At 63.6% G+C, this 25,611-nt stretch carries 25 protein-coding genes; 10 read left to right on the top strand and 15 right to left on the bottom strand.

The features are described from left to right. Window positions 1–218 precede the first annotated feature (218 nt). On the top strand, window positions 219–665 hold the full coding sequence (locus tag B059_RS0104925) for a c-type cytochrome (protein WP_018077134.1): 447 nt from the start codon (window positions 219–221) through the stop codon (window positions 663–665). A gap of 96 nt (window positions 666–761) precedes the next feature. Here B059_RS0104925 and B059_RS18670 read toward each other — a convergent pair whose 3' ends face one another. From B059_RS18670 to nosZ, 9 genes are all read right to left on the bottom strand, one after another. Next, complete coding sequence (locus tag B059_RS18670; protein WP_018077133.1) at window positions 762–1,364, bottom strand: nitrous oxide reductase accessory protein NosL; 603 nt, start codon at window positions 1,362–1,364, stop codon at window positions 762–764. Further along, window positions 1,364–1,729 carry a toxin-antitoxin system TumE family protein gene (locus tag B059_RS0104915; RefSeq protein ID WP_018077132.1) on the bottom strand — a complete coding sequence of 122 codons (366 nt, stop codon included), beginning with the start codon at window positions 1,727–1,729 and terminating at the stop codon, window positions 1,364–1,366. Before B059_RS0104915 ends, B059_RS18670 begins: the two co-directional genes overlap by 1 nt. Next, complete coding sequence (locus tag B059_RS0104910) at window positions 1,726–1,998, bottom strand: hypothetical protein (RefSeq protein WP_018077131.1); 273 nt, start codon at window positions 1,996–1,998, stop codon at window positions 1,726–1,728. Before B059_RS0104910 ends, B059_RS0104915 begins: the two co-directional genes overlap by 4 nt. A gap of 5 nt (window positions 1,999–2,003) precedes the next feature. Then, on the bottom strand, window positions 2,004–2,525 hold the full coding sequence (locus B059_RS0104905) for a nitrous oxide reductase accessory protein NosL (RefSeq protein ID WP_018077130.1): 522 nt from the start codon (window positions 2,523–2,525) through the stop codon (window positions 2,004–2,006). Continuing rightward, entirely contained in the window at window positions 2,522–3,337 is an 816-nt protein-coding gene (locus tag B059_RS0104900; protein WP_018077129.1) for an ABC transporter permease, read from the bottom strand. Before B059_RS0104900 ends, B059_RS0104905 begins: the two co-directional genes overlap by 4 nt. A gap of 10 nt (window positions 3,338–3,347) precedes the next feature. Continuing rightward, entirely contained in the window at window positions 3,348–4,304 is a 957-nt protein-coding gene (locus B059_RS0104895; RefSeq protein WP_038058200.1) for an ABC transporter ATP-binding protein, read from the bottom strand. After that, complete coding sequence (locus B059_RS0104890; RefSeq protein ID WP_018077127.1) at window positions 4,276–5,550, bottom strand: nitrous oxide reductase family maturation protein NosD; 1,275 nt, start codon at window positions 5,548–5,550, stop codon at window positions 4,276–4,278. The genes B059_RS0104895 and B059_RS0104890 overlap by 29 nt, the downstream gene beginning before the upstream one ends. After that, window positions 5,538–8,183 (bottom strand): 4Fe-4S binding protein, encoded by a 2,646-nt coding sequence (locus B059_RS0104885; RefSeq protein ID WP_018077126.1) that lies wholly within the window; start codon window positions 8,181–8,183, stop codon window positions 5,538–5,540. Before B059_RS0104885 ends, B059_RS0104890 begins: the two co-directional genes overlap by 13 nt. Before the next feature lie 149 nt (window positions 8,184–8,332). Continuing rightward, entirely contained in the window at window positions 8,333–10,270 is a 1,938-nt protein-coding gene (gene nosZ, locus B059_RS0104880; protein ID WP_018077125.1) for a TAT-dependent nitrous-oxide reductase, read from the bottom strand. A 355-nt stretch (window positions 10,271–10,625) separates the two neighbouring features. Here nosZ and B059_RS0104875 point away from each other — a divergent pair, with 355 nt between their 5' ends. Then, window positions 10,626–12,518, top strand: a complete 1,893-nt coding sequence (locus tag B059_RS0104875) for a histidine kinase (RefSeq protein ID WP_018077124.1) — start codon at window positions 10,626–10,628, stop codon at window positions 12,516–12,518. A 6-nt stretch (window positions 12,519–12,524) separates the two neighbouring features. After that, window positions 12,525–13,184: a two-component system response regulator NarL gene (gene narL, locus B059_RS0104870; protein WP_018077123.1), complete on the top strand. Its 660-nt coding sequence runs from the start codon at window positions 12,525–12,527 to the stop codon at window positions 13,182–13,184. A gap of 113 nt (window positions 13,185–13,297) precedes the next feature. On the opposite strand, the gene hypE is transcribed toward narL, so the two are convergent. From hypE to B059_RS0104840, 6 genes are read right to left on the bottom strand one after another with little or no spacing between them, the layout of a single operon-like run. Beyond that, window positions 13,298–14,302: a hydrogenase expression/formation protein HypE gene (gene hypE, locus B059_RS0104865; RefSeq protein WP_018077122.1), complete on the bottom strand. Its 1,005-nt coding sequence runs from the start codon at window positions 14,300–14,302 to the stop codon at window positions 13,298–13,300. A gap of 6 nt (window positions 14,303–14,308) precedes the next feature. After that, a complete protein-coding gene (gene hypF / locus B059_RS0104860) occupies window positions 14,309–16,534 on the bottom strand; it encodes a carbamoyltransferase HypF (RefSeq protein ID WP_018077121.1) in 2,226 nt (741 codons plus the stop codon). Next, window positions 16,527–17,642 carry a hydrogenase formation protein HypD gene (gene hypD / locus B059_RS0104855; RefSeq protein WP_018077120.1) on the bottom strand — a complete coding sequence of 372 codons (1,116 nt, stop codon included), beginning with the start codon at window positions 17,640–17,642 and terminating at the stop codon, window positions 16,527–16,529. Before hypD ends, hypF begins: the two co-directional genes overlap by 8 nt. Window positions 17,643–17,658: 16 nt before the next feature. Further along, window positions 17,659–18,465 carry a hydrogenase nickel incorporation protein HypB gene (hypB, locus tag B059_RS0104850; protein WP_018077119.1) on the bottom strand — a complete coding sequence of 269 codons (807 nt, stop codon included), beginning with the start codon at window positions 18,463–18,465 and terminating at the stop codon, window positions 17,659–17,661. Between the two features lie 6 nt (window positions 18,466–18,471). Beyond that, complete coding sequence (locus B059_RS0104845; RefSeq protein WP_018077118.1) at window positions 18,472–18,834, bottom strand: hydrogenase maturation nickel metallochaperone HypA/HybF; 363 nt, start codon at window positions 18,832–18,834, stop codon at window positions 18,472–18,474. Continuing rightward, on the bottom strand, window positions 18,827–19,057 hold the full coding sequence (locus tag B059_RS0104840) for a HypC/HybG/HupF family hydrogenase formation chaperone (protein ID WP_018077117.1): 231 nt from the start codon (window positions 19,055–19,057) through the stop codon (window positions 18,827–18,829). The genes B059_RS0104845 and B059_RS0104840 overlap by 8 nt, the downstream gene beginning before the upstream one ends. Before the next feature lie 151 nt (window positions 19,058–19,208). On the opposite strand from B059_RS0104840, the gene B059_RS0104835 reads away from it, so the two are divergent. From B059_RS0104835 to B059_RS0104805, 7 genes are all read left to right on the top strand, one after another. Further along, on the top strand, window positions 19,209–19,682 hold the full coding sequence (locus B059_RS0104835) for a HyaD/HybD family hydrogenase maturation endopeptidase (protein ID WP_018077116.1): 474 nt from the start codon (window positions 19,209–19,211) through the stop codon (window positions 19,680–19,682). Further along, window positions 19,672–20,088 (top strand): hydrogenase expression/formation C-terminal domain-containing protein, encoded by a 417-nt coding sequence (locus B059_RS0104830; RefSeq protein ID WP_018077115.1) that lies wholly within the window; start codon window positions 19,672–19,674, stop codon window positions 20,086–20,088. The genes B059_RS0104835 and B059_RS0104830 overlap by 11 nt, the downstream gene beginning before the upstream one ends. A 70-nt stretch (window positions 20,089–20,158) precedes the next feature. Further along, window positions 20,159–21,238, top strand: a complete 1,080-nt coding sequence (locus B059_RS0104825) for a hydrogenase small subunit (RefSeq protein ID WP_018077114.1) — start codon at window positions 20,159–20,161, stop codon at window positions 21,236–21,238. 1 nt (window position 21,239) lies between these two features. Next, window positions 21,240–21,899 (top strand): hypothetical protein, encoded by a 660-nt coding sequence (locus B059_RS0104820; RefSeq protein ID WP_018077113.1) that lies wholly within the window; start codon window positions 21,240–21,242, stop codon window positions 21,897–21,899. Further along, window positions 21,896–23,173 carry a (Fe-S)-binding protein gene (locus B059_RS0104815; RefSeq protein ID WP_018077112.1) on the top strand — a complete coding sequence of 426 codons (1,278 nt, stop codon included), beginning with the start codon at window positions 21,896–21,898 and terminating at the stop codon, window positions 23,171–23,173. Before B059_RS0104820 ends, B059_RS0104815 begins: the two co-directional genes overlap by 4 nt. Window positions 23,174–23,176: 3 nt before the next feature. Next, the gene (locus B059_RS0104810; RefSeq protein WP_018077111.1) at window positions 23,177–24,943 is read left to right on the top strand and encodes a nickel-dependent hydrogenase large subunit; all 1,767 of its coding nucleotides are present in this window, start codon (window positions 23,177–23,179) and stop codon (window positions 24,941–24,943) included. Window positions 24,944–24,969: 26 nt separating this feature from the next. Next, complete coding sequence (locus B059_RS0104805; protein ID WP_018077110.1) at window positions 24,970–25,545, top strand: HupE/UreJ family protein; 576 nt, start codon at window positions 24,970–24,972, stop codon at window positions 25,543–25,545. Window positions 25,546–25,611: the final 66 nt, after the last annotated feature.

Raw genomic sequence — 25,611 nt, 5'->3', positions numbered from 1 at the left:
TTACAGGGTGGGGATCAGGGTATTTGAGGGACTGGGGGTAATCCTTCAGCCCCGGCATATGCCGGAAAGGGGTGTGCTATATTCCAGCCGTGTCGATGCTGCCATACCCGATCAAACCCGGGACTGCCCGTCGTTGTATGATGGTAGTCCATGGCATCGGCCCTATCCATTATCCATTCCGGGCTTTCCAACGGGCCCCGACTCAACAGGAGATATAAATGAAGATGACCTCACTCGTACTGGCCGTGTCACTGGCGGCTTTGTTGAGTGCTTGCGGGAAGCAGGAAAGTGCCGCGCCGGAAGCCTCTGCCCCCGCTGCGCCGGAAGCCGCAGCGCCCGCCCCCGCAGCACCGGAGGCAGCGGCGCCCGCTCCGGCAGCGGAGGCGGAGGAGACGCATGTGGCGGAAGGCAGCGACCTGGGCAAGAAGGTTTACGGCAACGTCTGCGCGATGTGCCACGCGGCCGGGGTTGCCGGCGCGCCGAAGCCCGGCGACAAAGCCGACTGGGGACCGCGTATCGCGCAGGGCCTGGATACCCTCCACAAGCATGCGCTTGAAGGATTCACGGGTGCAAAAGGCATGATGCCTGCGCGCGGCGGCTCCACCACCCTGTCGGACGACGATGTCAAGGCAGCGGTGGACTTCATGGTCGCCCAATCGAAGTAAGAGACAGACACGAACGATCCGGCGCTGAAAACCAAAAGCGGGGGGAGATGCAGATCTCCCCCCGCTTTTTTCATCTACGCATCCGGCAGCCCGGTTTCAGTGGCGATGGGGCGCGTTGCCGCCCATGGAGCGGATCAGTTCGGGCGTGACTTGCGTGAATGTCAGCACCTGGCCGCCGCGGCTGCGGATAAAGCCGTCTGCCGCTGCGCGGCTGGCAAAAGCCGGCAGACCGGCGTCACGCATCGGCCCCAGGGCGGCGGAGCCGCGGACGAAGAAGGCTTTCCGGAGTTCTATCCACTGTCCGGTTTCGAAGTCGGTTACGAAGCTGGCGGCCACATCGTTCAGGGTGTAGCTGCGGTTGTATCGATCGACTCTGTGCATGAAGACGAACAGATTGACCGGCGAATCGAAATACTGGGCGGCGCCATCCCTGAACAGGATCTGCGCCGCCCAGCGCGGGTAGCGGGCGGGGTACATGCCGCATACCGGGCAGCGTGCATCGGCGGGGATCGGACGCGGCTCGTACATCGCCAGACCGGAAGCCGGATCGTAGGGCGTTGCCGGGGCCACGACGCAAAAATCGTTCGCGGGCGGCTCGGGCTTGCGGATCGTCCGGCTGCCGGGAGGCAGCAGTGCGATCGTGACGGCAACGGCGAACGCTGCTGCCCCCAGGGACAGCAGCCGCGCCGGCGGGCGCATCAGGCGATGTCCCGGGCGCCGAGCATCGGGTCGGCGATCAGGGCATGGATCAGCCTGTGCAGATTGTCTTCCGGGGAGGCATCGGGGCGTGTGATCGGGTCCGCAACGATGCGGCCGGCTGCATCGTGAAAGTGATGGGGGAAAGTCGCAAGCCCGCGGTGCAGGGGTGCGGTATCGATGCCGGACTCGGCATCGCCGTAGACCCAGCGCAGCGAATAGGCATCGGCGGCGGCATAGCGCACGTCCAGCGTCACGCCATTCTTAAGACGGACGATCATTGCATCCTGTTTCTGTTCGACCGGCGAATCGAGGTCGTCGCCGAAGGCGGCCTCGATCGCCGAACCGAGTTCAAGGTGCAGACTCATTTCAGAGTGGCCTCCTTCAGCCGTTCGCCGACCATTGCGCGGGCCAGATCGCGGGTATCGTCAAGAATCCGGGCGGCCAGATAGTGTTCGTAGGCGGGATGCTCGGCCACCGCGCCGTCCAGGATTTGCTGCAGCAGTGCCGCCGCGTCCGCTGCGCCATGGGATCGGAGAATGGCATTGTGGTTCTGGCGCAGCTCATAGATCAATTGCGCCAGCCGTTCGAGTTCCGCTGCCGTGTCGTCATCAAGGTTTTCAAAGAAACTGGGCATGATATCTACATGTTGCTGTCGTGGAGCGCGCCGCCGTCCAGCACTACCATGTCGGGCGTGACGTCGGCGAAACGGTAGACCTTGCCGCCATACTCGGCGGCAAATTTGACCGCATCCTGTTCCAGCGCGAAACTGGCGATGGTCGGCCCCATGGAGCCGTGCCGCTTGCTGCCGTGAACGTAGAAAGCGCTCTTCGCATCGATCCAGTGATCGCGAGGCTGCTCCCAGTCGGCCTTGCCCATGTCCTGCACGAACAGACCGCGTACCGCGCGGACCTGTTCGGGCTTGAGATAGAGGTGAAACATTTCCACCGTGTCGCAGAAGAAATCCGGTTCTGCCTGGCCGGCATAATGGATCTGCGCCTTGGGGCCGGGGTAATCGGCGAGCAGCATGCCGTCGAGCGCACAGGACGTGCCCTGGCCGATCTCCAGCGGGACAACCGCGCTCGCAGTCTCCGACTGGCCGCAGGCGGTGAGCGCAACGACGGCCAGCGCGGCAAGGATGAATGTGGGTCGTACCAGCTTCATTTGCGGAATCTCCAGGTTGCAATGCCCAAGGGTGCCGCAATCCAGGCGAACATCACCAGACCCAGCAGCCAGGGATCGGCCAGGGCGCGGGGGAAAACGGTTGCCAGTCCGTACAGGGTGCGGACGTCGTCCAGGGTAAAGATATTCAGTATGCGGAACACGTCGGCCGGGTTCGCCAGCAGCAGGTAGGGGAAAATCTCGCCACCGTAGTGACCGCCGCTGACGACCAGTGCGCCGAGCAGCAGCAGATCGAACACCAGCACGAAGAAGAACCACAACGCGATGGCCATGCCCGATGCGCGGGTGCGATCCGTGGCAAACACCGACACCATCACCGCGAGGCTGAGAAAGGCCATGCCGAGCAGGACCGAACTGAGCATGAAGCCGAAGTAGTGGAGCAGGGCGGCGAGGTTGAGTTGCGTGGACAGCACAACGGCGACCAGGCCGAAGCCCGCCACGGTGGAGAACGCCAGTGCCGCGGCCAGGCCGAGGTATTTGCCGAGCAGCAGCTCGAAGCGGGTGATCGGCATCGACAGCAACAGATCGAGCGAGCCGCGTTCGCGTTCACCGACGATGGCATCGAAGCCGAGGATCAGCGCGATCAGCGGAATCAGGTAGATCACCAGGCTGACCAGGCTGGCGATGGTGAATTCGATCGAGCGAAATCCCACCGCGCCCTGCTGCGCACCGCCGAAGTAGGCGATGGCCAGCGCGAACACGGTGAACACCAGCGCCACCGCGAGCACCCAGCGGTTGCGGATGCGGTCCCAGAACTCCTTGCCGGCGATGATGCCGATTTGTCTGAATTCCACTGCTGCCCCTCTAATCGGAAAAACCGAAGAACACGTCTTCGAGCGAGGGCTCGCGCACGTGCAGGTCGAGCACCTTGCCGCCGAGCGCGGCAAGGGCTTCGAGCACCGCCATCTTGGCTTCGCGCCGGCACTGCACCGCAACGTGGTCGTCGCGGGCTTCGATGGCGCTGACCGGCAGATGGCCGAGCGCGGAGCGTACTGCGTCAAGATGTGTGGATGCAATCCGGATGTCGAACCACAGCGGCAGATCCATCTGCTCGCGCAATGCCTGTACGCTGCCGATGGCCTGGACTTTGCCTGCGGCCATGATCGCGAGGCGATCGACCCGTTCCTGGATCTCGGCCAGGATGTGCGAGGTCAGCACCACCGTCACCCCTTCCGCCCTGAGCCTGCGCAGGATCGCGTAGAACCCACGGATCGCTTCCGGGTCCAGGCCGGTGGTCGGCTCGTCGAGAAACAGGATTTGCGGCCGGCCGAGCAGGGCCTGGGCAAAGCCGAGACGCTGACGCATGCCCTTGGAGTATTCGCGCACGCGCCGTCTGGCGGCATGGGCAAGTCCGACGCGCTCCAGGGCCGGGGCGCAGTCCTGCAAGGGGGCGCCTTTAAGCCGTGAAAAAAACTGCAGGGTCTCCAGCCCGGTCAGGTTTTCATAGAGCACGACGTTTTCGGGCAGGTAGCCGATCTTGCGCCGAACCGCGCGAAACCCGCTGCCCGACACCGACGCATTGTCGATGAGAATTTCGCCCGACGTGAGCGGGATCAGGCCCAGCATCATCTTGAACAAGGTGCTCTTGCCGGCGCCGTTGTGGCCGATCAGTCCGAACAGCTCGCCACGGACGATTTCGAGATCGACGCCGTCGACCGCATGCACGGCGCCATAATGTTTGGTGACGGCACGCGTGACGACGACGGTTTCGGCTTTCGCAGCGGGGCGCACGTCAGCGGGCGCCGGTGAAATACTTGCCAAGCCAGTTTCTCCAGTCTTTATGGTCGGGATGCATGCGCGGTTTCGGGTCCACGATGCTGGGCGCGCGCAGCAGCGGAAATTGCTGCCCCACGATCCGCAGGGTCTGCACGGCCGGGCTTGCGAGCAGCAATTTCATCATCGGATGACGCCAGGACAGCCGGTCGACCACGTCGTTGGCTTCGTAGGGGACGTCGCCTATGCCGTCGCCGTTGCGATCCCAGCCAAGATAATTGCTCCAGTGATTGCCTTCCTTGGCGCCCCACGTCACGTCACCCGAAGCCACATAGCGAACCTGCTCGCGGTTGGAGATGAAATCGTTGCGTTCGATCTGGTTGTTGATGGAACCGGCCCACACATGCATGCCGACGATATTGTCGACCACCAGATTGCCGCGCAGGGTATTGTACTCGGCGTCGTAGATGAAGAATCCGCGGGCATTGCCGGCCACCACGTTGTTCTCCACCAGCGCGTCCTGGATCGTCCGCAGCATGATGCCGTGGTCGGAGTTGGCCCACGCGCGATTATTGCGCACCACCTGGTTGCGCACTTCCATCAGCGCCAGCCCCCCCCGGTTCAGCCAGCTATCGTTGTTTTCCCACAGGTTGTAGTAGGAATTCATGTAATGCGTGCCGTAGCGGCTGTGGTGCAGGCGATTGCCGCGGAAGATCGCATGGTGCGAGACGTCGACATAGATCGCATCGCGCACGAAGCTGATGCGGTTGCCGATGATGCGCGCGCCATCTGTGTTGTAGAGCTGGATGCCGTTGCCACGCTGGGAGGAACGGTAATCGCGCTTGCCGGTAATGAGGTTGTTTTCGATGCGCACGCCGTTCGATTTCTCGATCCACAGGCCGAACAGGTTGTAGCTGAGGTCGCAGTTGAGCACGGCCGCCCGGTGCGCACCGGGCTGGATGTAGATTCCGGCATTCTGATCGAGCAGGCTGTCGCCCGAATCTCTTACGATCAGCCCGTCGATGACGACATCCTCGGCAATGATGCGGATGGTGTCGCCCTTGAAGCCGCCGCTCAGCGTGGGCCGATTGATTCCCTTCAGGGTCAGGGGCTTGTCGATCAGCAGCCGCTCCTGGTAGTGGCCACGCTCCACCCGGATCACGTCACCGGGCGCGGCACGCGTTATGGCAGCGGAGATGGATTGCCCCTTTCCCACCACGATCTCGCCTGCAAGCCCGCTGCCGGCAATGGCGAGCAGGCAGAAAAGCGCGCCGACCCGAGCTAGTACAGCCATTGCAACGCAGGTAGTCCTTGCAGGTAGTCCAGCACCCCGGTGCCTTTCATGATCAGGAACAGTGCAGCGGCGATCAGCAGGTTCTTGAACGCCACGTAGGAGGCCATGTCGGCCCACGAAGCCGGGCGCAGGTTACGTCCCCACCACGGGCCGTCCTTGACATAAGGCTTGCAGCGCATGCGCACCACCATTTCATACACGCTCCAGGCCAGCCACCAGCCCAGCACGATGCCGGGGCCGATCTGGCCGGCGGCGCCGAGCACCCAGACCCAGGTCACCATCACGGTCAGGGCGAACGTGATCGCCTGCAGCAGAATCGGTTGCTGGAATACCTTGCGGCTCCAGGGGAACAGGTGATCGAAGAATTCCTGGCCGATGAAGACGGGCAGGCTCTGCCGCGCTGTGGCGGCAGGGGAGGGCGCCGCGGCGGCCGGCACGATGGGGATGTAGTAGCCGTCCGCCCCGATCACGGTCAACGGTTCGCCAGCCTTGGTGCGGCGCTTGCGCTCCTGGGCCAGCGGTGGGCAGGCATGGGGGTCGTAATACAACACCTGGCAGTCCAGGCACAGCAGGCATTCGCGCTGGTCGATGCGACCGCTTTCGTCGATGGCCTGCGAGCCGCAGCCGACGGCGCACGCTGCGCAGGGGCCGCACTCCTTCTTGCGCTTGAGGCCCCACCAGCGGAACGTGGAGGGGACGGCCAGGGCGGCACCGAGCGGGCACAGGTACTTGCAGAACGGGCGCTCGAAAAAGGCGGAAGCCACGATCAGTACCGTCCAGAAGGTCACGAAGGGCCAGGAGCGGTTCCACACGCCCACCAGGAAGGTGGTTTTGAATGGCTCGATTTCGGCGAGCTTTTCAGCCAGCCCGATGGAATAGAAGGACACGCCAAGCAAAATCGCAAAAACGCCGTATTTGATCCATTTCAGGCGGTCATGCCAGTTTTGTGGCAGCAGATGGCGCTGGTAGCGCTTGAGTCCAAGTTTGCCGGACACATGGTAGACCAGTTCCGCGAGCGAGCCGTAGGGACACATCCAGCCGCAGAACATCCCGCGTCCCCAGAAGAACACGCTGACGATGATGAAAATCCAGAACAGGAAGATGAATGGATCGGACAGGAACAGTTCCCAGCGCCACTCGAACAGGATGGAGTGAAACCAGGTCAGCACCTGGGTAATGGATGGCACGGCCAGCAGGTAAAAACCGACGAAGCCGATCGACGAAATCCATAGCAGGTATTTGGGGATATCCTTCCAGCGCTTGTCTTTCAGCGTTGAACGCCGGACCAGCTTGTCACGCAACGCATACACCGTTCCCGCAGCGGTGAGCCAGAGCAGGAACAGCACGACCTCGACCTTGCGCGTTTTCCACACCGTCACCCAGGTCGCTTCCGGCTTGACGATTTCCGGTCGCCCCCCCTCCAGATAGCGGCTGGGCAGCCAGTACTCGCGATCGAAGTTGACGAAGGTCCGGTTACCCGTTTGCGGGTCCATCTTGTTGGCCAGGAACACCAGATTCCAGGGGTAGGCCGCACTGAATGTCTGCGAACGGATGATGAAGATGGCCGATTCCCGGTAGGCTGGCGCTCCGGCCGCCTCGATTCCATACAGATTGAAATAATCCAGATCGCGGAAGGTGAAGGTATCCATATCCTGCGATACCTGCACCCGGTCATAAATTCCGCCGCGCACAAAGCCCGAGCCCTTGAACGACTCCAGGCCGCTGGCGATGAGGAAGATGGCATGTTCGCCGGGCTTGAGGCGGGACATCAGGCCTTGATAGACGGCGTCGCCCAGTATGCTGCGTCCCACCGCAGGGGCATTGAGGTAGCCAAAATGAATGTCGATGTAGGGCTGAGCCGAACGTGGCATCCCTACCTCCACGGTATCGACCTTGAGTCGCTGGACGCTGCCGTTCTTGAGCAGCGCGTTCCAGTCCAGCTTGCCCTCGATCTGGCTGAACTTCGCCTGGGGGCGAATGGTGGGTTCGATGATGCCCACCTGTTTTGCAACCGCCAGGCCGCTGCGCAGGACGACCTGGTTTTCCGCGATCACGGTCACGGTAGCCCCGGTGATGGCGTCCAGGCCGATGATGCCCTGGTCCGGCCTGCCCGCACCCACTTCGATTTTGGAGCCGACAAATTTGCCCAGGTACTGATTGACAAATTTGGTGAGCTCCAGCTCAGGGATACCCAGCAGCAGGATCGGCTCGGAATGCCTCAGCACCCGGACCCCGGTGATGATTCCCTTGGTGTCCATGCCGATCAGGGTCACCACCGGCTTGCCCGAGTAGGCGGGAATGTCGACGATGTCGGTGGACAGAAAGACGTAGCCGATCAGTTTCCGATCGTCTTTCCTGCCATGGCGTTCTTTCTCGCCGTGGCCGTCTTTCTCGTCATGGCCGCCTTTCCTGCTCTGGTAGGCCTCGACATAGGCAGGCTTGCCCATGCGGTGGGAAAAGCTGTCGGCGCCAGGCAGTACATCCTTGCAGGGGACGTAGGCGCAAAGGTCGGGGTCGGTGGACAACTGCGCCGGCAGCGGCGCTTCATAGCTTCCGCCGACGGCCAGCCCCCAGGTACAGAACAGGTAAAGCGCTGCAAGAAAGCGGGCAAAAAAACCGGCAGGATAAATCATGGGAAGACCAGCAAGCCTCTGAACATCGACCCGAACAAGCGTAACCAAAGCTGCGGCGCCCGTTCGGGTGCAGATTTTATTCGCCCAGTTTACCGTGGACGCACGGCAACGATACCCCATTCCCCTTATTCGGGGAACGGGGCTGCCGTTCAAGCCTCGACAATCATGCGGGTACGCATTTCCAGGTGCAGGGCATGGCAGAAATTGGTGCAGTAACACCAATAGACCCCGGGTTTATCGGCAACGAATGTGACCGACTGGGTCTGCTGCGGATTGACGATGAAGTTGATGTCGTATTTCGGAATCGCCATCGCATGCGTCAGGTCTTCCACCTTGTCCAGGTTGGTCAGGATGATGGTGACCTCATCGCCCTTCTTGACCTTGAATTCACGCAGACTGAAGGCCGGAGCCTGGCTGGTGAGTTTGACCGTTACCTTTTTGCCGTTGCGGAAGACACCCGATTCCTTCGCATCCTTCACTGCGTGAGGGTAGTCGTCCAGATTGTAGATCTGGCGCGTCTTGATGATGTCGCGACGGACGATGATCGAATCGTGCGGTTCCGAGTACACCGAATGGTCGGCCACCAGTTTCATCTTGTCGCCGCTGATGTCGATCAATTGAGCGGTCTCCGCATGGAGCGGGCCCACGGGCAGGAAACGGTCCTTGGAAAACTTGTTGTCCGAAATGAAGTAACGGCCATCCGACTCCTTCGTTTCGCCCATCGAGGTGAAACCGTGCCCGGGCTGGTAATGCACATCGATGCGGTCCAGCACCACCTTGGCGTTCTTGTCGCCCTTGAACGACTTGATCGCCGCTTCCACGTTCCATTTCACGATCTGGCTGTCGAGGAACAGCGTGGTGTAGGCATTGCCCTTGTTGTCGAAGCCGGTGTGCAGCGGACCGAGGCCGATTTCGGCTTCGGCCACAACGGCGTCGCGCGGCTTGGCGAGGTTGCCATCGAACCATTTCAGCACGAGTTCGTGCTCGATCACCGAAGCCGTCGGCGAAAGCTTGCCCGAGCAGGCGTAATACTTGCCGTCCGGGCTGATGTTCACGCCATGCGGGTTCTTCGAAATCGGCACGTAGCAGGTCAGGGCGGTTTTCGGATCCTGGTTGGCGGCTTTCGTGCCGTCCACCACAGGAACCTTGGAGCCGCCGATGTAGGTCACTTTGCCGGCCTTCACCGCTTCTTCGATGCGGGCGACGTGGAAGAACAGGCAGGCATCCATTTCCGCAGCCATCATGTCTTCGTAATGGACGCCATTCTCGGTGTTGTACTGGTTGGTTGCCGCCAGCTTGCCATCGTAGGAGGTCGCCACCAGATCGCAGTTGCCGTCGATCAGCATCTGCCAGCGCACTTCCATGCTCTCGGAATCGACACAGGTGAACAACGACTTGTATTTGCTGGCGTCATCCAGATCACGCCCGTCATTGGGTAGCGGAATGGCGAATTCTGCGCCGCAGAATACCCGGGTGGTGTGATTGATTTTTGAGTCGACCGGATCGCGCTTGTCGGTGAAGGTGCCGTGAAAGCCCTGGATATTGGGCAACTCGGTAATCTTGTCGCATTCCATGGTGTCCATGCGGACACGCGCCAGGCGGCCATGGATCTTGTCGTTCACGAACATGTACTTGCCGTCGTAGGTGCCGTCAGCGTAGGTCTGGTGTACGTGATGGGTGTCGCCGGTGGTGTATTTCGGCGTACCGTTGGGCTTGGTGCCGAGAATGGCCTTGGATTCGTTGGTCACCCCCCAACCCACCAGGCAGTCCATGTTGAAGACCGGGATGCGCTTCAGTTCGCGGCCGGACGGCAGCCCGTAGATGCGTACTTCGCCCGAATGGCCGCCACTGGAAAATGAATAATACTCATCGAGCTGGCCCGGCGGTACCTCGTACTTGCCATGCTCGGACTTCTCGGCCGAGGCACCCGGGGCCGCGGCTGCGGGAACCGATTCCTTGTTGCAGGCTGACAGCCCCAGCGAAAGCCCGGCGCCGGAAAGGCCAACCAGTGCGGTGGTACCCAGGAATTTCCGGCGGCCCAGGTCAGGCTGGGTGTCGAGTGTTTTGATGTCGTCGTCCTGTGTCATGATTGCCCGGCTCCATGTGTCAAAATTAACCGCTGACTATCGATTCGCGGAAAGAAAAAAACCCGAATCGTTCGAAAAGGCGTAGCTGTCGAGCGCCCGCCACTGCGACAATACGCCGCAGTCGAACTCTAGCAAAAAAAGATAAGCAAATCCATTGATCCCGACAAATGGCCGCCTACAGGCCCTCCGCGATCAAGCAGGTGTTGTCCCGGAACGACACTGGGAGTACGGTTTTAAGGTCTTGTTTTAACGGTGAATAGCCATTTCTTTCCGACGGAGATTCCGGGCCATGCACTTTAGAGGTACTCCTTAATATTCCAATATTCCCGGATATTCATCCTGGCGAAAGACGGACATGAAAGAAAAACGCGGATTTCTGCAGCATTCGCTGCTGCTCAAGTTAGGCGGCGCACTGGCGCTGATCGCCTGCTTTGCCATTCTCGGCATGGCGAGTTCGGGCATCATCGCCGAATCGGCACAAGGCAGCGGCGAAGCGATCAACCTGGCGGGCAGCCTGCGCATGCAAGCCTACAAGATGACCAGTCTTGCCTTATCGGCGCGGCTACCGGGGGGCACCGATGCTGCAGCCCCGCTGCACAAGGCGGTCGATACCTTCGAGGCCACCCTCCAGGATGCGCGCATCACTGACATGATGATGAAGCAGAGCAAGACGGCCTTGTCCGACAGCTACGTGACCGTGCGGGATGCATGGTACGGCCGAATCAAACCGCGCATCCTGGCGGTGGCGGATAAGGCCGCGCCTGCAGACGAGGTGCCGTTGATCGGGGAGATCACACTGTTTGTCGACCAGATCCACGATCTGGTCAAACAGATCGAACGCGATACCGAGGCCAAGATCCTGGTGTTGCGCATGGTGCTCGGCGCCGCCTTGCTGATGACCCTGCTGGTCGGCGCGCTCACCATGTATCTGGCACACAACGACTTGATCCTGCCGTTGCGCGATCTGCTCGCCTTCGCCGCCAACGTCGGGCGCGGCAACCTGGCGGCGCGCACCGAGCATACCGGCAACGATGAACTGGGACGGCTGGGACGGGCGTTCAACCACATGGCTGAAGATCTTTCCAGGCTGTATCAGAACCTGGAAGTACGGGTGGAGGAAAAAACCGCCGAGCTCACTATCGCCAACCGCTCGCTGGAACTGCTCTATCACTCCATCGCACGGCTCTATAACGGTCCGGTGGCGCCGGACACCTATGTCATCCTGCTCAAGGATCTGGAAAACGTTCTTGGCGTGGGGCAAGGGCTGGCCTGCCTGGTGGAAGCCGGCGATGCGCGTGCACGGGTGATCGCCAGCACCCTGCAGCCGAATGGCAGCGATGCCGGCCAGTGTGGCCTGATAAGCTGCGCCGAATGCCTGAAACATCAAGCGCTGGCCGTGCATCCGTTGCACGATGGCCGGCGCGTGTTGTCTTTGCCGCTCATGGANACCGAGCATCGCTATGGCGTGCTGCAACTGGAAATGCCACCGGGCAAGGAACTGGCGCAATGGCAGATCCAGTTGCTGGAGGCGCTGTCGCGTCATATCGGCATTGCCATCGGCACCGCGCGGCGCATCGAACAGAGCCGCCGGCTGTCACTGCTGGAAGAACGCGCCGCACTGGCCCGCGAACTGCACGATTCGCTTGCGCAATCGCTGGCTTATATGAAAATCCAGGTCAGCCGCCTGAAGCCGCTGGTGGACAATCCGCAACGCGGCGACGAAGCCAGGGATGTGCTTGAAGAACTGCGCGAAGGTTTGAACAGTGCCTATCGCCAACTGCGCGAGCTGCTCACGACCTTCCGTTTGCGTATCGATGGCGCGGGATTGGCCGCCGCCCTGCAGACCACGGTGGCCGAATTCTCCAGCCGCGGCGACATTCCGATCACGCTGGAAGTCCATCTGGCAAACTGCATGCTCACTCCGAACGAAGAAATTCATGCCCTGCAAATTGTGCGCGAAGCCCTGTCCAACGTGCTCAACCATGCCCAGGCCCGGCAGGCGCACGTCAAGGTGGCGTGCGCTGCCGATGGATCGGTTCTGGCCACCATTACCGACGATGGCATTGGCGTCCGTCAGGCAGCGGGAGCGCATCATTACGGCATGACGATCATGGAAGAGCGGGCAAAAAATCTGGGAGGCCAGCTGACGGTCGAGAAACTGCCTGTGTTCGGCACCCGCGTCAGCCTGCATTTCATGCCGGGCAACCGGCGTAAAATCCCGCTACCGATCCACCCTGCCCAGGCCTAGGTATTCATGAATTCTGCCGCCCCCCAGACCATCCTGGTCGTCGACGACCACCCGCTGTTTCGCAAGGGCGTGATTCAGTTGATTCAGGCGGTGCCCGAATTCCGTTTCGTGGGCGAAGCTCCCAGCGGAACAGAGGGCGTTGCGCTCGCCCGGGCCCTGCAACCCGACATGATCCTGCTGGATCTCAACATGAAGGGCATGAACGGCGTCGAAGTGCTGAAAGCGATCAAGGACGACGGGCTCGATTCGCGCGTCATCATGCTGACCGTTTCGGATCAGGCGGAAGACCTGATCGCCGCGCTGCAGGCCGGCGCGGACGGCTATCTGCTGAAGGATATGGAACCGGAAGATCTGATGCAGCAACTGGGCGAAGCCGCACGCGGCAAGATCACCATCAGCGCACGCCTCACCCAGCTGCTGGTGGCTTCACTGCGCGAAAAGAGCCGTCCCGCCAGTCTGGCCGAAGCCGGGCTGACCGAGCAGGAAAACCGCATTCTCGAACACCTGGTCGACGGCAAGAGCAACAAGCTGATTGCCAAGGACATGGGAATTGCCGAGGGCACCGTGAAAGTGCACATCAAGCATCTGCTTAAAAAGCTCAATTTGCGCTCACGGGTGGAAGCCGCCGTCTGGGCCGACCGCTGCCGGCGGCAGGTCAAACCCTGACCGACTGATTGCCGGCGGCAGCCGGGGGCAATCCGGACCGCTGACCGCGGCCGCCATCATGGGGCCGGAGCGGACGGCGCTGCGCGAAAGCGGCGGCATTTCCCCCGATCGATTCAGCAGATCCGTGGCAGCGGGTCGTCTTCCAGTTCGTCGAGGATGCGGCGGCCGCCCAGGTCGGTGTCCAGGATGACCCTGCTGTCGCCGGTTTCGATGCGGCCGATGATGCGGGCCCCGGCCCCTTCGGGCAGCGCCTGCCAGCGCGCGAGGATTTTATCCGTCGCTACCGTATCGGCCACCGCGACGATGCGTCCCTCGCAGGCGAGGTAATACGGATCGTAGCCCAGCATCTCGCACACTGACACCACTTGCGGGCGCAGCGGCACCGCGCGCTGTTCGAGTATCACGCTGTGGCCGCAGGCACGCGCGATCTCGTGAGCCACAGTGGCCAGGCCGCCGCGCGTGGGATCGCGCATGAAGCGCAGCCCCGGCAGGTCGCGCACCGCCTGCGTCAGCGGTAGCACCGAGGCCGAGTCGGAGCGCAGCTCGCCCGACAGGCCGAACTGTTCGCGCGCCAGCATCACCGCGATGCCGTGGTCGCCCACCGGACCCGATACCAGCACCGCGTCGCCCGGCGCGATGCGCGTGATGTCGAGCGGCGCCCGGGCGCGCCTGACGCCAATGCCGGCGACCGACAGATACAGGCCGCCGCCTTCGCCGCGGCGCACCACCTTGGTGTCGCCCGCCACCACTGCCACGCCGCTTTCCCGTGCCGCTGCCGCGAAGCTGGCAATCAGCCGATCCAGTACGTCGACTTCCAGCCCTTCCTCGATCAGCGCCGACAGGGTGAGATAGCGCGGATCGGCGCCGGCCACCGCGAGATCGTTGACCACGCCGTGCACCGCCAGCGAGCCGAGGTTGCCGCCGGGGAATTCCAGCGGCTGCACGGTAAAGCCGTCGGTGGTCAGCATGACCTCGCCGTCGAGCGGCGGCAGTGTCACCGCGTCGGCATCGGTATCGAGCAACGGATTGGCGAGATGCCGGGCGAAGATGTCGGCGATGAGCTCGCGCATCAGGCGGCCGCCGTTGCCGTGCGCGAGGAGGATGCGGGTGTCGTCCATGGTTTTTTATGCGTAGAGGAATTCGATGACCTGGCCGAAGCTTAGCCCGGCGTCGTTGACCGGCACACGTTGCGGCAGGTGCACGGCAAAGCCTGTGGCCTGCAGGCGGTCGATGGCGGCCTCGGCGAGCAGGCGATTCTGGAACACGCCGCCGGCAAGGCCGACCGACTCGACGCCGGTTTGCGCGCGCAGCTGTCGGGCCTGTTCGACCAGCGCCTGCGCCAGACTGAGATGGAAGCTGGCCGCGCGCACGGCCGGCGGGCGGGTGATGTCGGTGAGCATCGGCAGCAGCGGCGCCCAGTCACTGCGCCAGATTCCGTCCGGGTCGCGTTCGAGCGGCAATGCAACGGCGTCGCCCGCGGCAATATCGGCAATGGCTTCCAACTGCATCGGGCCTTCGCCTTCGAAGCTGGCGTGGCTGCACACGCCGCTCAGGGCCGCCGAGGCATCGAACATCCGCCCGACCGACGAACTGGCCGGGCTGTTCAGCCGCGCTGTCCACGCTTGATACAGCGCTTCAGGTGCGAACGGCGCAACCTGGCCCGTTTCCCATAGCAGCGCAGCAGCAGCGCGCCATGGCTCGCGCCCGGCCTTGTCGCCGCCGGGAAGGCGGAAGGGGCGGAACGAGGCGGTGCGCTGCCAGCGCCCCGGCGTGCCGGTGAAGGCCTCGCCGCCCCACAGGGTCTGGTCTTCGCCGAGGCCGACGCCGTCCCAGGCGAACACGATCCATTCATCGACGTCGGGAAACTCCCAGGCCAGCGCCGAGGCGTGGGCGTGGTGGTGCCAGATTTCAGCCAGCGGCAACCCGCTGTCGCGCACAAAGCGGCGATAGCCATAACCGGGATGACGGTCGACGATCAGTTGTGTGGCCTGCACCCGATACAAGCGCTGCAGGTCATCCGCCACCTGCGCCAGGGTGTCGAGGCTGCGCGGGGTATCGAGTTCGCCGATATGCGGCGAGACGACGGCGCGCGTGCCCCAGGCAAGGCAGAGCGTGTTCTTCATGTGGCTGCCGAGCGCCAGCACCGGTTCGGGCAGCGCTACGGGGAGTTCCAGTTCCAGCGGCGCCGTGCCACGCCCCAGGCGCAGCGGCCGCGGTTGACCGGCGATGACGCGATACACCGGATCGTCGGCTGGGCGCACGATGGGACGGTCGTGGTGCAGGAAGGCGTCGGCAAGATGGGCGAGCCGGGTTTGCGCCTCGCGGTTTTCGGTCAGCACCGGCTCGCCGGAGAGGTTGCCCGAGGTCGCCACCAGCGGCCCGCCGAAATCGTGCAGCAGCAGATCGTGCAACGGCGAGTAGGGCAAGAGGCAGCCGATTTCCGCGAGGCCGGGGGCGATGTGTTCGGACAAACTGGAATCGGCACGCTTTCGCAGCAGCACGATGGGGCGTTCGGGCGTGCCCAGGAAAGCTTCCAGTTTCGGTGTGCTGTGTACCTCCGCGCGCAAGGCGGCGAGGTCGCGCACCATCACCGCCAGCGGCTTGGCCGGGCGCGGCTTGCGGGCGCGCAGCGTGGCGACGGCTGCGTCGTTGCTGGCGTCGCACAGCAGGTGGTAGCCGCCGACGCCTTTCACCGCAACGATCTTTCCCGCGCGCAGGGCGGCGACAGCGGTCGCCAGCGCCGCTTCGTCGCCGTCGAGGGTTTCTTCGCCAGCGACAAACTGCAGATGCGGCCCGCACACCGGGCAGGCGATCGGCTCGGCGTGAAAGCGGCGGTCGAGCGGGTTTTCGTATTCGCGTCGACAGTCCGGGCACAGCGCGAAACCACGCATGGCCGTGTTGGGGCGGTCATAGGGCAGGGCGGTGATCAGGGTATAACGCGGCCCGCACTGGGTGCAGTTGATGAAGGGATAGCGATGGCGGCGGTTGGCCGGGTCGTGCAGTTCGGCCAGGCAGTCGGCGCAGACAAAACCGTCCGGCGGTAAATGGATGTCGGCCCGATTCGATGCCGCGCTGTCGAGGATGGCAAACGCCGCAGCGTGTCCCGATGCGCAGGCGGCGATAGTAAGTGGGTCGGGGGCGGACAAGGGGGGGGCTTCGCTGACAAGCGCTGCGCTGAAACACTGCAACTGCGCGGGTTCGCCCTCGGCATGGATTTCCACCGCGCCGTCGGCGTTGCGCACCCAGCCGGTGATGCCGTGTTCATGCGCCAGGCGATAGACGAAGGGCCGGAAACCCACGCCCTGAACCCGGCCGCCGATGGTGATGAACTGCGCGACGCGTTCAGGCATCGGCAGTGACGCGCACGCCGCCCGCCCACCAGATGCGGCAGGCGCCTTCGTCCGACACCATGCAGGGGCCGACTGGATTGCGCGGGGTGCAGGCCTTGCCATAGATACGGCACTGGTTGGGATAGATCTTGCCCAGCACCACCTTGGCGCAGTCGCAACCGGGGGGCATTTCACCGGCGCGCCGGCGATCGGGGTCGGTGTGGTCGGGGAACAGCAGGCGGGCGTCGTGTTGCGCATAGGCAGGCTTCAACGCATAGCCGGAGTCGGGGATGATGCCGATGCCGCGCCAGTTGGCATCGACGACGTCCATCGTGGCGGCAAGCATGCGGCGCGCAGTGGCATTGCCGCCGGGATGCGCGACTTCGCGGTAGCAGTTGTCGAGAAAGCGCTCGCCGCTTTTCAGTTGGCGCAGCACCGAATAGAACGACGCCAGCAGCGACTCCGGCGCGAAGCCGGCAACCGCGGCGGGAATCTCGTGGCGGTCGACGACGAAGTTCCATTCCTCCGGGCCCATCACGGTGGACACATGTCCCGGTGCAACAAGGGCATCGAAACCGGGGCTGCCCGGGCTGGGTTCAAAACTACCGAGCAGCATCGCCACCGCCGGCCAGGTTAGTCGCCCGGATAGCAGGATGGACAGATTGTCCGGAATGCCCTCGGCCAACATTGCCGCGGTCGGCGCGGTGGTGGTCTCGAAGCCGGCGGCGAAGAACACCACCGGGCGATCGGGATTATCCAGCGCGATCCTGCGCGCATCGAGCGGGCTGGCGATCGGCCGCACGTCGGCGCCGGCGGCCTGCGCCTCGGCCAGGGTGCGTATCTCGCCCTTCTTCACGTTCACCGGCACCCGCAACATGTCGCCGTAGGCGACCAGGATGCATTTGTCCTGCAGCGCCAGCTGCATCGCCTGATAGACATCCTCCTCCGGGCACACGCACACCGGACAGCCGGGGCCGGGCACCAGTTCCACCCATTTCGGCAAGACGCCGCGCAGGCCGGCGTGGGTGATCGAGCGTTCATGGCCGCCGCACACGTTCATGATCTTGACCGTGCGGTCGAAGTCGAGGGCGTGGATTTTCTCCAGCCAGGCGCGGGCGTCGTGTTTCATGCGGTGGCGTCACTCATCATGCGCTAGCGCTGTGGAGTTTCTCGCCGTCGCTCTGGATGGCGGGGCGGCGCGACTGGCCGATGGCCACCCGGGCGCGCTGTGCGGCGAGCTGCTCGCGCAGCCAGGCAAGCCAGGCATTCATGCCCAGGTTCTTGCGGGCGGAGAGCCGCAGTACCGGTGCCGGGTTGGCGAGATTACGCAGGTGCGTCTCGGCCTTGTCGGGGTCGAAGTCGTCAAGCACCGCCAGCAGATCGGTTTTGGTCAAGAGCATGGCATCCGCCGCGCGGAACATCACCGGATATTTGGCCGGCTTGTCGTCGCCCTCGGTGACCGAGAGCAGGGTGACGTTGAGGTGCTGGCCGAGGTCGAAGCTCGCCGGGCAGACCAGGTTGCCGACGTTCTCGATGAACAGGAGCTCGACGCCGTCGAGATTCATCTGATGCAGCGCATCGTGCACCAGATGGGCGTCGAGGTGGCAGGCGGTGCCGGTGACGATCTGGTGTGCCGTAACCCCGACGGCGCGGATGCGAAGGGCGTCGTTTTCGGTTTCCAGATCGCCCTCGATCACGGCGCAGGTGAATTCGTCCTTCAGTGCGACGAGCGTGGCTTCCAGCAGCGCGGTCTTGCCGGAGCCGGGCGACGACATCAGGTTGATCGCGAGGATGCCGCGGCGGTCGAAGTGTTCGCGGTTGTGCGCGGCCTGGTCGTCGTTCTTCGCCAGCAGGCCCTTCAGCACGGAGACTGCAGTCGCGCCCTTGGCGACGGGTTTGAAGGCGAGGTGCTTGTTGCCGGGGGTGAGATTGCAGCCGCAGGTATCACACATGATTTTTTACGGGGTCAGGGATGGAGCGGTTTCGAGTTCGACGCTTTCCAGCAGCAATTCATCGCCGGAAATGATCCGGGTGTGCCAGTCGCCGCAGGCGCCGCAGAGCAGGCGGTTCATCGCGGCTTCGGTATCCAGGCCGCAGGTCTGGCAGCACACCCGGATCGGCGCGTGGGCGAATTCGAGTTTGGCATGTTCCATGCGGCTACCGGCGGCGGCAAGTGGAAACGCAGTGGCCAGCAGGTCGGGCACCACGCCGGCGAGCGGGCCGATGCGTACGCGGATCAGGGTTGCGCGCTGGGCGTGATTTTGATGGATCACGGCTTCTACCTGTTCGACCAGCGCCTGCGCGACCGCCAGTTCATGCACGGCTTTCCTCCAGGATCTGGTCGAGCAGTTCCCAGGTGGTGCGCGCGTCGGCTTCGGTGATTTTCTGGATCGCGTAACCGACGTGCACCATGACGAAGTCGCCGATTGCGGGCGGTTCATCCTGCATCATGAACAGGCTGACGTCACGCCACACGCCCTTGGCCTGGCAGCGGGCGGTAAAGCCTTCGATCGATTCGATCTGCATGGGAATGGCAAGGCACATGGGCGACAATCCGAAACCACACTCAGGCCAGTATAAGAGCGATTGGCCCACCCTGCACCTGGATATGAATATCAAGAAACAATGATGAACAATCGGGCATTTGAGCGAAATCTCCGGTTGTTATTGGCAAAACTGCTGTTAGATTGATTCCATGAAAACGCTTGTTCTCGGCATCGGCAATACCCTGCTCACCGACGAGGGCGTTGGGGTGCATGTACTGCAGGCACTCGAACCCGAGCTGGCGCACCTGCCGGAGGTGACCCTGCTCGACGGCGGCACCCTTTCGTTCACCCTGGCAGGGCCGATCGAGGAAACCGATGCGCTGATCGTCGTCGATGCCGCCAACATCAAGGCCAGTCCGGGTGGCTGGGTATTGCTGAAAGGAGAGGAGATGGACGCATTCCTGATGGGCAATCGCAAGGTTTCGGTGCACGAAGTCGGGCTGACCGACCTGCGCGCCATCGCGATGCTGGCGGGGCACTGGCCGGACAAGCGGGCAATGCTGGCGATCCAGCCCGCGGTCATCGACTGGGGCGAGCAACCCACGCCTGCCGTCGCCGCCGCCATTCCACCCGCGTGCGCGGCCATCCGCGAGCTGATCCGGGAATGGCAGCATGTCGCTTGATCCCATTCCCATCCACGTCGTCAATCCGCCGCCGGGCGAATCCGCCCTGACCGGTAATGCGCCGCCCTTGCTGCGCGAACTGGCCGCAGGGGTACGGCGTCTGCTGGAAACCGGCGAGTCCTCCGCCATCGATCTTTCTGCGCTTCCGCTGACGCCGGCCGACCTCGACTGGCTGCAGGAAAAGCTCGGTTCCGGCGAAATCAGCGTCATCCTGCAGGCCGGCGGCGTATCCACGCTGAACGAGACCGCCTGTCCCGGCATCTGGTGGGTGACGCATCACAACGAACAGGGTGCGGTCACCGCGCAATTCATCGAGGTGGCCTTCGTTCCCGAACTGGTGAAGGCCGCTCCCCAGGATGTGGCCATCGGCCAGGAATATCTTGAGTTAATGATCGCCGATCTCTAAGGTGAGTTGAACGCTGTCGCGTTTCAAGGCCGTTGTGGTATCTAATGGCCCGAATCGGGGGACAAACATCATGCAGGGTTCGCTGGTCGATGCATTCGCGCGGCAGGGCGTCAGCCGCCGCAGCTTCCTCAAGTATTGCGCCACCCTGGCTTCGATGATGGCGCTGCCGCCCGTGGCCGGGCGCGCCATGGCCGAGGCGATGGCGGCGGCGCGACGGCCGTCGGTGATCTGGCTGCCATTCCAGGAATGCACCGGCTGCACCGAGTCGATCACGCGTTCGCACTCGCCGACCATCGAAGGCATGATCTTCGACATGATCTCGCTCGACTATCAGGAAACCCTGATGGCCGCCGCCGGCCACCAGGCCGAGGCCGCCCGGCTCAACGCGATGCAGGACAACGCGGGCAAATATCTGCTGATCGTCGACGGCTCGATTCCGCTGGGGCGCGACGGCGCCTATTCCTGCATCGGCGGCCGCTCCAATGTGGAGATGCTGAAGGAGGCGGCGCAGGGTGCCGCCGCGGTCGTCGCCGTGGGCTCCTGCGCCGCCTTCGGCGGCATCCCCAGGGCCAACCCGAATCCGACCGGCGCGGTGTCGGTGTCCGACATCGTCAAGGACAAGCCTATCGTCAACATCCCCGGCTGCCCGCCGATCCCGGTGGTGATGACCGGCGTGCTGGCGCATTACCTCACCTTCGGCAGCCTGCCCGAGCTCGACGCCAAGGGCCGCCCCAAGGCCTTCTTCGGCGAAACCATCCACGACCGCTGCTACCGCCGGCCTTTCTACGACCAGGGCAAATTCGCCAAGACCTTCGACGACGAGGGCGCGCGCAATGGCTGGTGCCTGTTCGAACTCGGCTGCAAGGGGCCGGTGACCCACAACGCCTGCGCCACGGCGAAGTGGAACGGCGGCACCTCGTGGCCGGTGGAATCCGGTCACGGCTGTCTCGGCTGCTCCGAACCCGATTTCTGGGACGCCGGCGGATTCTACAAGGCACTGTCGCTGCCGGCCGACCCGCTCGGGATCGCCGGTGCCGCTGCGGTGGCCGGTGCGGCAGTGGGGGTGGGAATCGGTTTCGCCAACCGCGCCAAGCAAGGTGCGGCCAAATCGGCGCATGAAACCACCACCCTGGCCGATCTGGAGAAATGAGATGACCGATCTGCAATTTCTGACCTGGGTACGCGGCCCCGGACTCGATATCGCAGTGGGTATCTTCCTGCTCGGGGTGCTGTGGAGGCTGTTCGAAATCTACTCGCTGGGGCGCAGCAAAGATCTGTCCGCGCCGCGCCGCACGCCGGGCGCGTCCGGCCTGCATACCGTGTTCCGCCGTTCGCTGCCGCCGCCCGGCATGCTGAAGTGCTCGCCGGTGAGCTACCTCGGCGGCTACATCTTCCACATCGGGCTGGCCATCGTCGTGTTCGGGTTCGCACCGCACATCCTGCTGATCAGGAACCTCACCGGACTGTCATGGCCGGCGCTGCCCTCGCAGTTCGTCGATCTGGCGGCGGTGGTGACGATGGCGGCGATGACGGTGATGCTGGCCGACCGCATCAACAAGCCGGCCAAGCGCTTTCTTTCCACCTTCGAGGACTGGTTCACCTGGGCGGCGACCTTCCTGCCGGTGCTGACCGGCTGGATGGCGGTGCAGCATCTGCTGCTGCCCTACACTGCGATGCTGGCGCTGCACATCCTCTCCGTGGAAATCCTGCTCATCGTGCTGCCTTTCACCAAGCTGTTCCATGCCTTCACACTGTTCGGCTCGCGCTGGTACAACGGTAAAGTCAACGGACACAGAGGAGTGCCGGTATGAGCGCCTCGCTGGAAAAGGGCATCCGTGTCCTCAAGGCGGTCATCGACGCGCCCATCGCCAGCTATTTCAACAGTTGCGTGCACTGCGGCCTGTGCGCCGAGGCCTGCCTGTTCTACACCGAGACCGGCGACCCCAAATACACCCCGATCCACAAGCTGGAGCCGCTGCGCCGCATCTACGAACAGGAATACACCCTGCTGGGGCGGCTAAAGAAAATAGTAGGACTTTCCAAAGCCGTCACCGACGATGAACTCGATCAATGGCAGGAGCTGGTCTACAACAGCTGCACGCTGTGCGGCCGCTGTTCTGCCGTCTGCCCGGTCGGCAACGACATCGTCTACATGGTGCGCAAGTTCCGCGAGGGCATGGCGGCCTCCGGCCATGCGCCTGAAGGCATCAAGAGTGCGGTCAACCGCACCGTCACCATCGGCAGCCCGATGGGGGTCAAGCTGCCCGCAGTGCTGGCGCAGATGAAACACGTCGAAGCGGACTATGGCATCCCGATTCCGCTGGATGTTGAAGACGCCGAGTACATGGTGGTGCTGTCGTCGATGGAAATCATCAACTTCCCCGAATATCTCGGCGCCGTCGCGAGGATCATGCAGCAGGCCGGCAAGACCTGGACGCTGTGTTCGACCGCGTTCGAGGCGACCAACGCCGGCATCCAGATCGGCAACTCGGACCTGGCGAGAGTGATCGTCTCGCGCATCGTCGAAGGCGCGGAAAAATTCAAGGTCAAGACCGTGATCAGCCCCGAATGCGGCCATGCCTACACCGCGCTGCGCTGGGAGGGCGCCAATCTGATCGGGCGGCCGTTCAGCTTCGAAGTCCAGCACATCGTCGAGGTGCTGGACGAGTTCCAGCGGCAGGGGTGGCTCAGGACCGAAGGCTTCGAGACCGACAAGCTGACTTTCCACGATCCCTGCCAGCTGGTGCGCCGCGGCGGGGTGATCCGGCAGCCGCGCACGCTGATGCGTAGCGTGGCGCAGAACTTCGTCGAGATGCCCGATGCCGGCTACATGAACTGGTGCTGCGGCGGCGGCGGCGGCGCCTCGGCCATCGAGGAAGGCGAGGCATTGCGGCTGGAAGCGTTCAAGAAGAAGAAAACCCAGTTCGACGCGGTCAAGCCGGACCGGGTGGTCACCGCCTGCGCCAACTGCCGCATCGTGCTGGAAGAAAGCCTGGAGCATTACCGGATGGACATCCCGGTCATCGGCCTGACCGAATTGATCGCCGAACACATCCCGGAGCGGAACAAACCGGAAGGAGCCTGACCCATGAGCACCGCGCAACGCGTCGTCGTCGATCCCATCACCCGCATCGAGGGCCATCTGCGCATCGAAGCCGAAACCGACGCCGGCGGCAGGATCACCCATGCGTATTCCGCCGGCACCATGGTGCGCGGGATCGAGATCATCCTGCGCGGGCGCGACCCGCGCGACGCCTGGGCGTTTGCACAAAGGATTTGCGGCGTCTGCACCCTGGTGCACGGCATCGCCTCGGTGCGTTCGGTGGAAGACGCGCTGCACCGCGCCATCCCCGGCTACAGCATTCCGCAGAATGCCGAACTGATCCGCAACCTGATGATCGCGGCGCAACACGTGCACGACCACGTGATGCACTTCTATCACCTGCACGCGCTCGACTGGGTCGACGTGGTGTCGGCGCTGAAGGCCGACCCCAAGGCCACTTCCGCGCTGGCGCAGAGCCTGTCCAGCTATCCCCGGTCGTCGCCCGGCTACTTCGCCGACGTGCAGAAGAAGGTGAAGACCTTCGTCGAGCAGGGCCAGCTCGGCATTTTCGCCAACGCCTACTGGGGCCATCCCGCCTACAAGCTGCCGCCGGAAGCCAACCTGATGGCGGTGGCGCACTACCTCGATGCGCTCGCCTGGCAGCGCGACGCGGTCAAGCTGCACGCCATTTTCGGCGGCAAGAACCCGCACCCCAACCTCGTCGTCGGCGGCGTGCCCTCGGCCATTTCCGTGCACACCGGCAACGGCGGCGGCCAGGGCGCCACCGCGCTCAACATGGTCGGCCTGCAAACGGTGCAGAACGTCATCCGGCAGATGCGCGACTTCGTCGACCAAGTCTATCTGCCGGACACGCTAGCGATTGCCGGTTTCTACAAGGACTGGGCAGGGCGCGGCGAAGGCCTGGGCAATTTCCTGTCGTTCGGCGATCTGCCATCGGAAAACTTCTGGAATCCGGATTCCTATCTCATACCGCGCGGCGTCATCCTCAACCGCGACCTCAGCAAAATTCACCCGATCGATCTGGATGCGGACAACGAAATCCAGGAATTCGTCAGCCACTCCTGGTACAAGTACAGCCAGGGCGACAAACAGGGCCTGCACCCGTTCAAGGGCGAGACGGAACTCAGCTACACCGGGCCGAAGCCGCCCTACGCACACCTCGATGTCGAGCAGAAATATTCCTGGATGAAGTCGCCGCGCTGGCAGGGTAAATCCATGGAAGTCGGCCCGCTCGCCCGCGTGCTGATGCTGTATGCCAGCGGCAACGCCCAGGCGAAGGAGCTGGTCGGCTTGACGCTGAAGACGCTCGACGTGCCGGTCGAGGCGCTGTTCTCCACCCTCGGCCGCACCGCTGCGCGCACGCTGGAATCGAAGATCCTGGCCGACGCCATGCAGGGCTGGTTCGACCGGCTGATGGCCAACATTAAGGCCGGCGACGTGCGCACCTTCAACGAGCAATACTGGGAGCCGGTGACCTGGCCGAAGCACATGCAGGGCGTCGGCCTGATGGAAGCCCCGCGCGGCGGGCTCTCGCACTGGATCGTCGTCGACGACGCCAGGATCAGCAACTACCAGGCGGTGGTGCCAAGCACCTGGAACGCCGGCCCGCGCGACGCGCAAGGCCAGCCGGGCGCCTACGAGGCGGCGCTGCAGGACAACCACGTCATGCACGACCCGAAACAGCCGATCGAGATTCTGCGTACCATCCATTCCTTCGACCCCTGCATCGCCTGCGCCGTGCACGTGACCGACCCGGATGGCGAGGAACTGGTGCAGGTAAAAATCAAGTAATGCCGATTGAAAATGGAGAACACGCAATGAAGCCGATGAAACCTGCACGCCCGATCGTACTGGCTGCCCTTTGCCTGTTTGCGGGCACAGCGTCCGCGCATACCGGGAGCCAGGCGCTCGCCGGATTCACCAGTGGGCTGACCCACCCCTTGCTGGGGCCGGATCACCTGCTCGCCATGATTGCGGTCGGTCTGTGGGCGGTGCAGCAGGGTGGGCGGGCGCGGTGGGCGGTGCCGGCGGCCTTCGTCGCTGCGATGGGGCTGGGCGGCGCGCTGGCCTGGATGGGCGGAGAACTGCCGCAGGCCGAAACCGCCATCGCCCTGTCGGTGCTGGCACTGGGTCTGCTGATCGCCACGCGGCGCCAGTGGACGGTGCCGGCCGGCATGGCGGCCGCCGCCATTTTCGCGCTGTTCCACGGCTACGCCCACGGGCTGGAAATGCCACAGGCGGCGGCGCCTGCACTGTATGCCCTGGGCTTCGTGCTGGCCACGATTTTCCTCCACGGCGTGGGGATCGCCGGCAGCCTGGCCGGCCGTCGCGCGGTGCGGGTGGCGGGAGCGGGCATCGCAACCGCCGGCCTGGCGCTGTTCTTCACCCTATGATCTGGCGCCCGGGATAGACGCAAGCTACAAGTTGCAAGTTACAAGTAAAAAGATGGGGTTGCGCCA

It is taken from the genome of Thiobacillus denitrificans DSM 12475, from assembly GCF_000376425.1.
GTDB lineage: Bacteria > Pseudomonadota > Gammaproteobacteria > Burkholderiales > Thiobacillaceae > Thiobacillus > Thiobacillus denitrificans.
The sequence above is the reverse complement of the archived record's forward strand: the minus strand, read 5'-3'. Positions and strand labels throughout refer to the sequence as shown.

Excerpts from the sequence above, each read along its gene's own strand:
- B059_RS0104925 (WP_018077134.1), top strand. The coding sequence starts at position 219 with ATGAAGATGACCTCACTCGTACTGGCCGTGTCACTGGCGGCTTTGTTG.
- B059_RS18670 (WP_018077133.1), bottom strand. The coding sequence starts at position 1,364 with ATGCGCCCGCCGGCGCGGCTGCTGTCCCTGGGGGCAGCAGCGTTCGCC.
- B059_RS0104915 (WP_018077132.1), bottom strand. The coding sequence starts at position 1,729 with ATGAGTCTGCACCTTGAACTCGGTTCGGCGATCGAGGCCGCCTTCGGC.
- B059_RS0104910 (WP_018077131.1), bottom strand. The coding sequence starts at position 1,998 with ATGCCCAGTTTCTTTGAAAACCTTGATGACGACACGGCAGCGGAACTC.
- B059_RS0104905 (WP_018077130.1), bottom strand. The coding sequence starts at position 2,525 with ATGAAGCTGGTACGACCCACATTCATCCTTGCCGCGCTGGCCGTCGTT.
- B059_RS0104890 (WP_018077127.1), bottom strand. The coding sequence starts at position 5,550 with ATGGCTGTACTAGCTCGGGTCGGCGCGCTTTTCTGCCTGCTCGCCATT.
- B059_RS0104885 (WP_018077126.1), bottom strand. The coding sequence starts at position 8,183 with ATGATTTATCCTGCCGGTTTTTTTGCCCGCTTTCTTGCAGCGCTTTAC.
- nosZ (WP_018077125.1), bottom strand. The coding sequence starts at position 10,270 with ATGACACAGGACGACGACATCAAAACACTCGACACCCAGCCTGACCTG.
- narL (WP_018077123.1), top strand. The coding sequence starts at position 12,525 with ATGAATTCTGCCGCCCCCCAGACCATCCTGGTCGTCGACGACCACCCG.
- hypE (WP_018077122.1), bottom strand. The coding sequence starts at position 14,302 with ATGGACGACACCCGCATCCTCCTCGCGCACGGCAACGGCGGCCGCCTG.
- hypF (WP_018077121.1), bottom strand. The coding sequence starts at position 16,534 with ATGCCTGAACGCGTCGCGCAGTTCATCACCATCGGCGGCCGGGTTCAG.
- hypD (WP_018077120.1), bottom strand. The coding sequence starts at position 17,642 with ATGAAACACGACGCCCGCGCCTGGCTGGAGAAAATCCACGCCCTCGAC.
- hypB (WP_018077119.1), bottom strand. The coding sequence starts at position 18,465 with ATGTGTGATACCTGCGGCTGCAATCTCACCCCCGGCAACAAGCACCTC.
- B059_RS0104840 (WP_018077117.1), bottom strand. The coding sequence starts at position 19,057 with ATGTGCCTTGCCATTCCCATGCAGATCGAATCGATCGAAGGCTTTACC.
- B059_RS0104835 (WP_018077116.1), top strand. The coding sequence starts at position 19,209 with ATGAAAACGCTTGTTCTCGGCATCGGCAATACCCTGCTCACCGACGAG.
- B059_RS0104830 (WP_018077115.1), top strand. The coding sequence starts at position 19,672 with ATGTCGCTTGATCCCATTCCCATCCACGTCGTCAATCCGCCGCCGGGC.
- B059_RS0104825 (WP_018077114.1), top strand. The coding sequence starts at position 20,159 with ATGCAGGGTTCGCTGGTCGATGCATTCGCGCGGCAGGGCGTCAGCCGC.
- B059_RS0104820 (WP_018077113.1), top strand. The coding sequence starts at position 21,240 with ATGACCGATCTGCAATTTCTGACCTGGGTACGCGGCCCCGGACTCGAT.
- B059_RS0104815 (WP_018077112.1), top strand. The coding sequence starts at position 21,896 with ATGAGCGCCTCGCTGGAAAAGGGCATCCGTGTCCTCAAGGCGGTCATC.
- B059_RS0104810 (WP_018077111.1), top strand. The coding sequence starts at position 23,177 with ATGAGCACCGCGCAACGCGTCGTCGTCGATCCCATCACCCGCATCGAG.
- B059_RS0104805 (WP_018077110.1), top strand. The coding sequence starts at position 24,970 with ATGAAGCCGATGAAACCTGCACGCCCGATCGTACTGGCTGCCCTTTGC.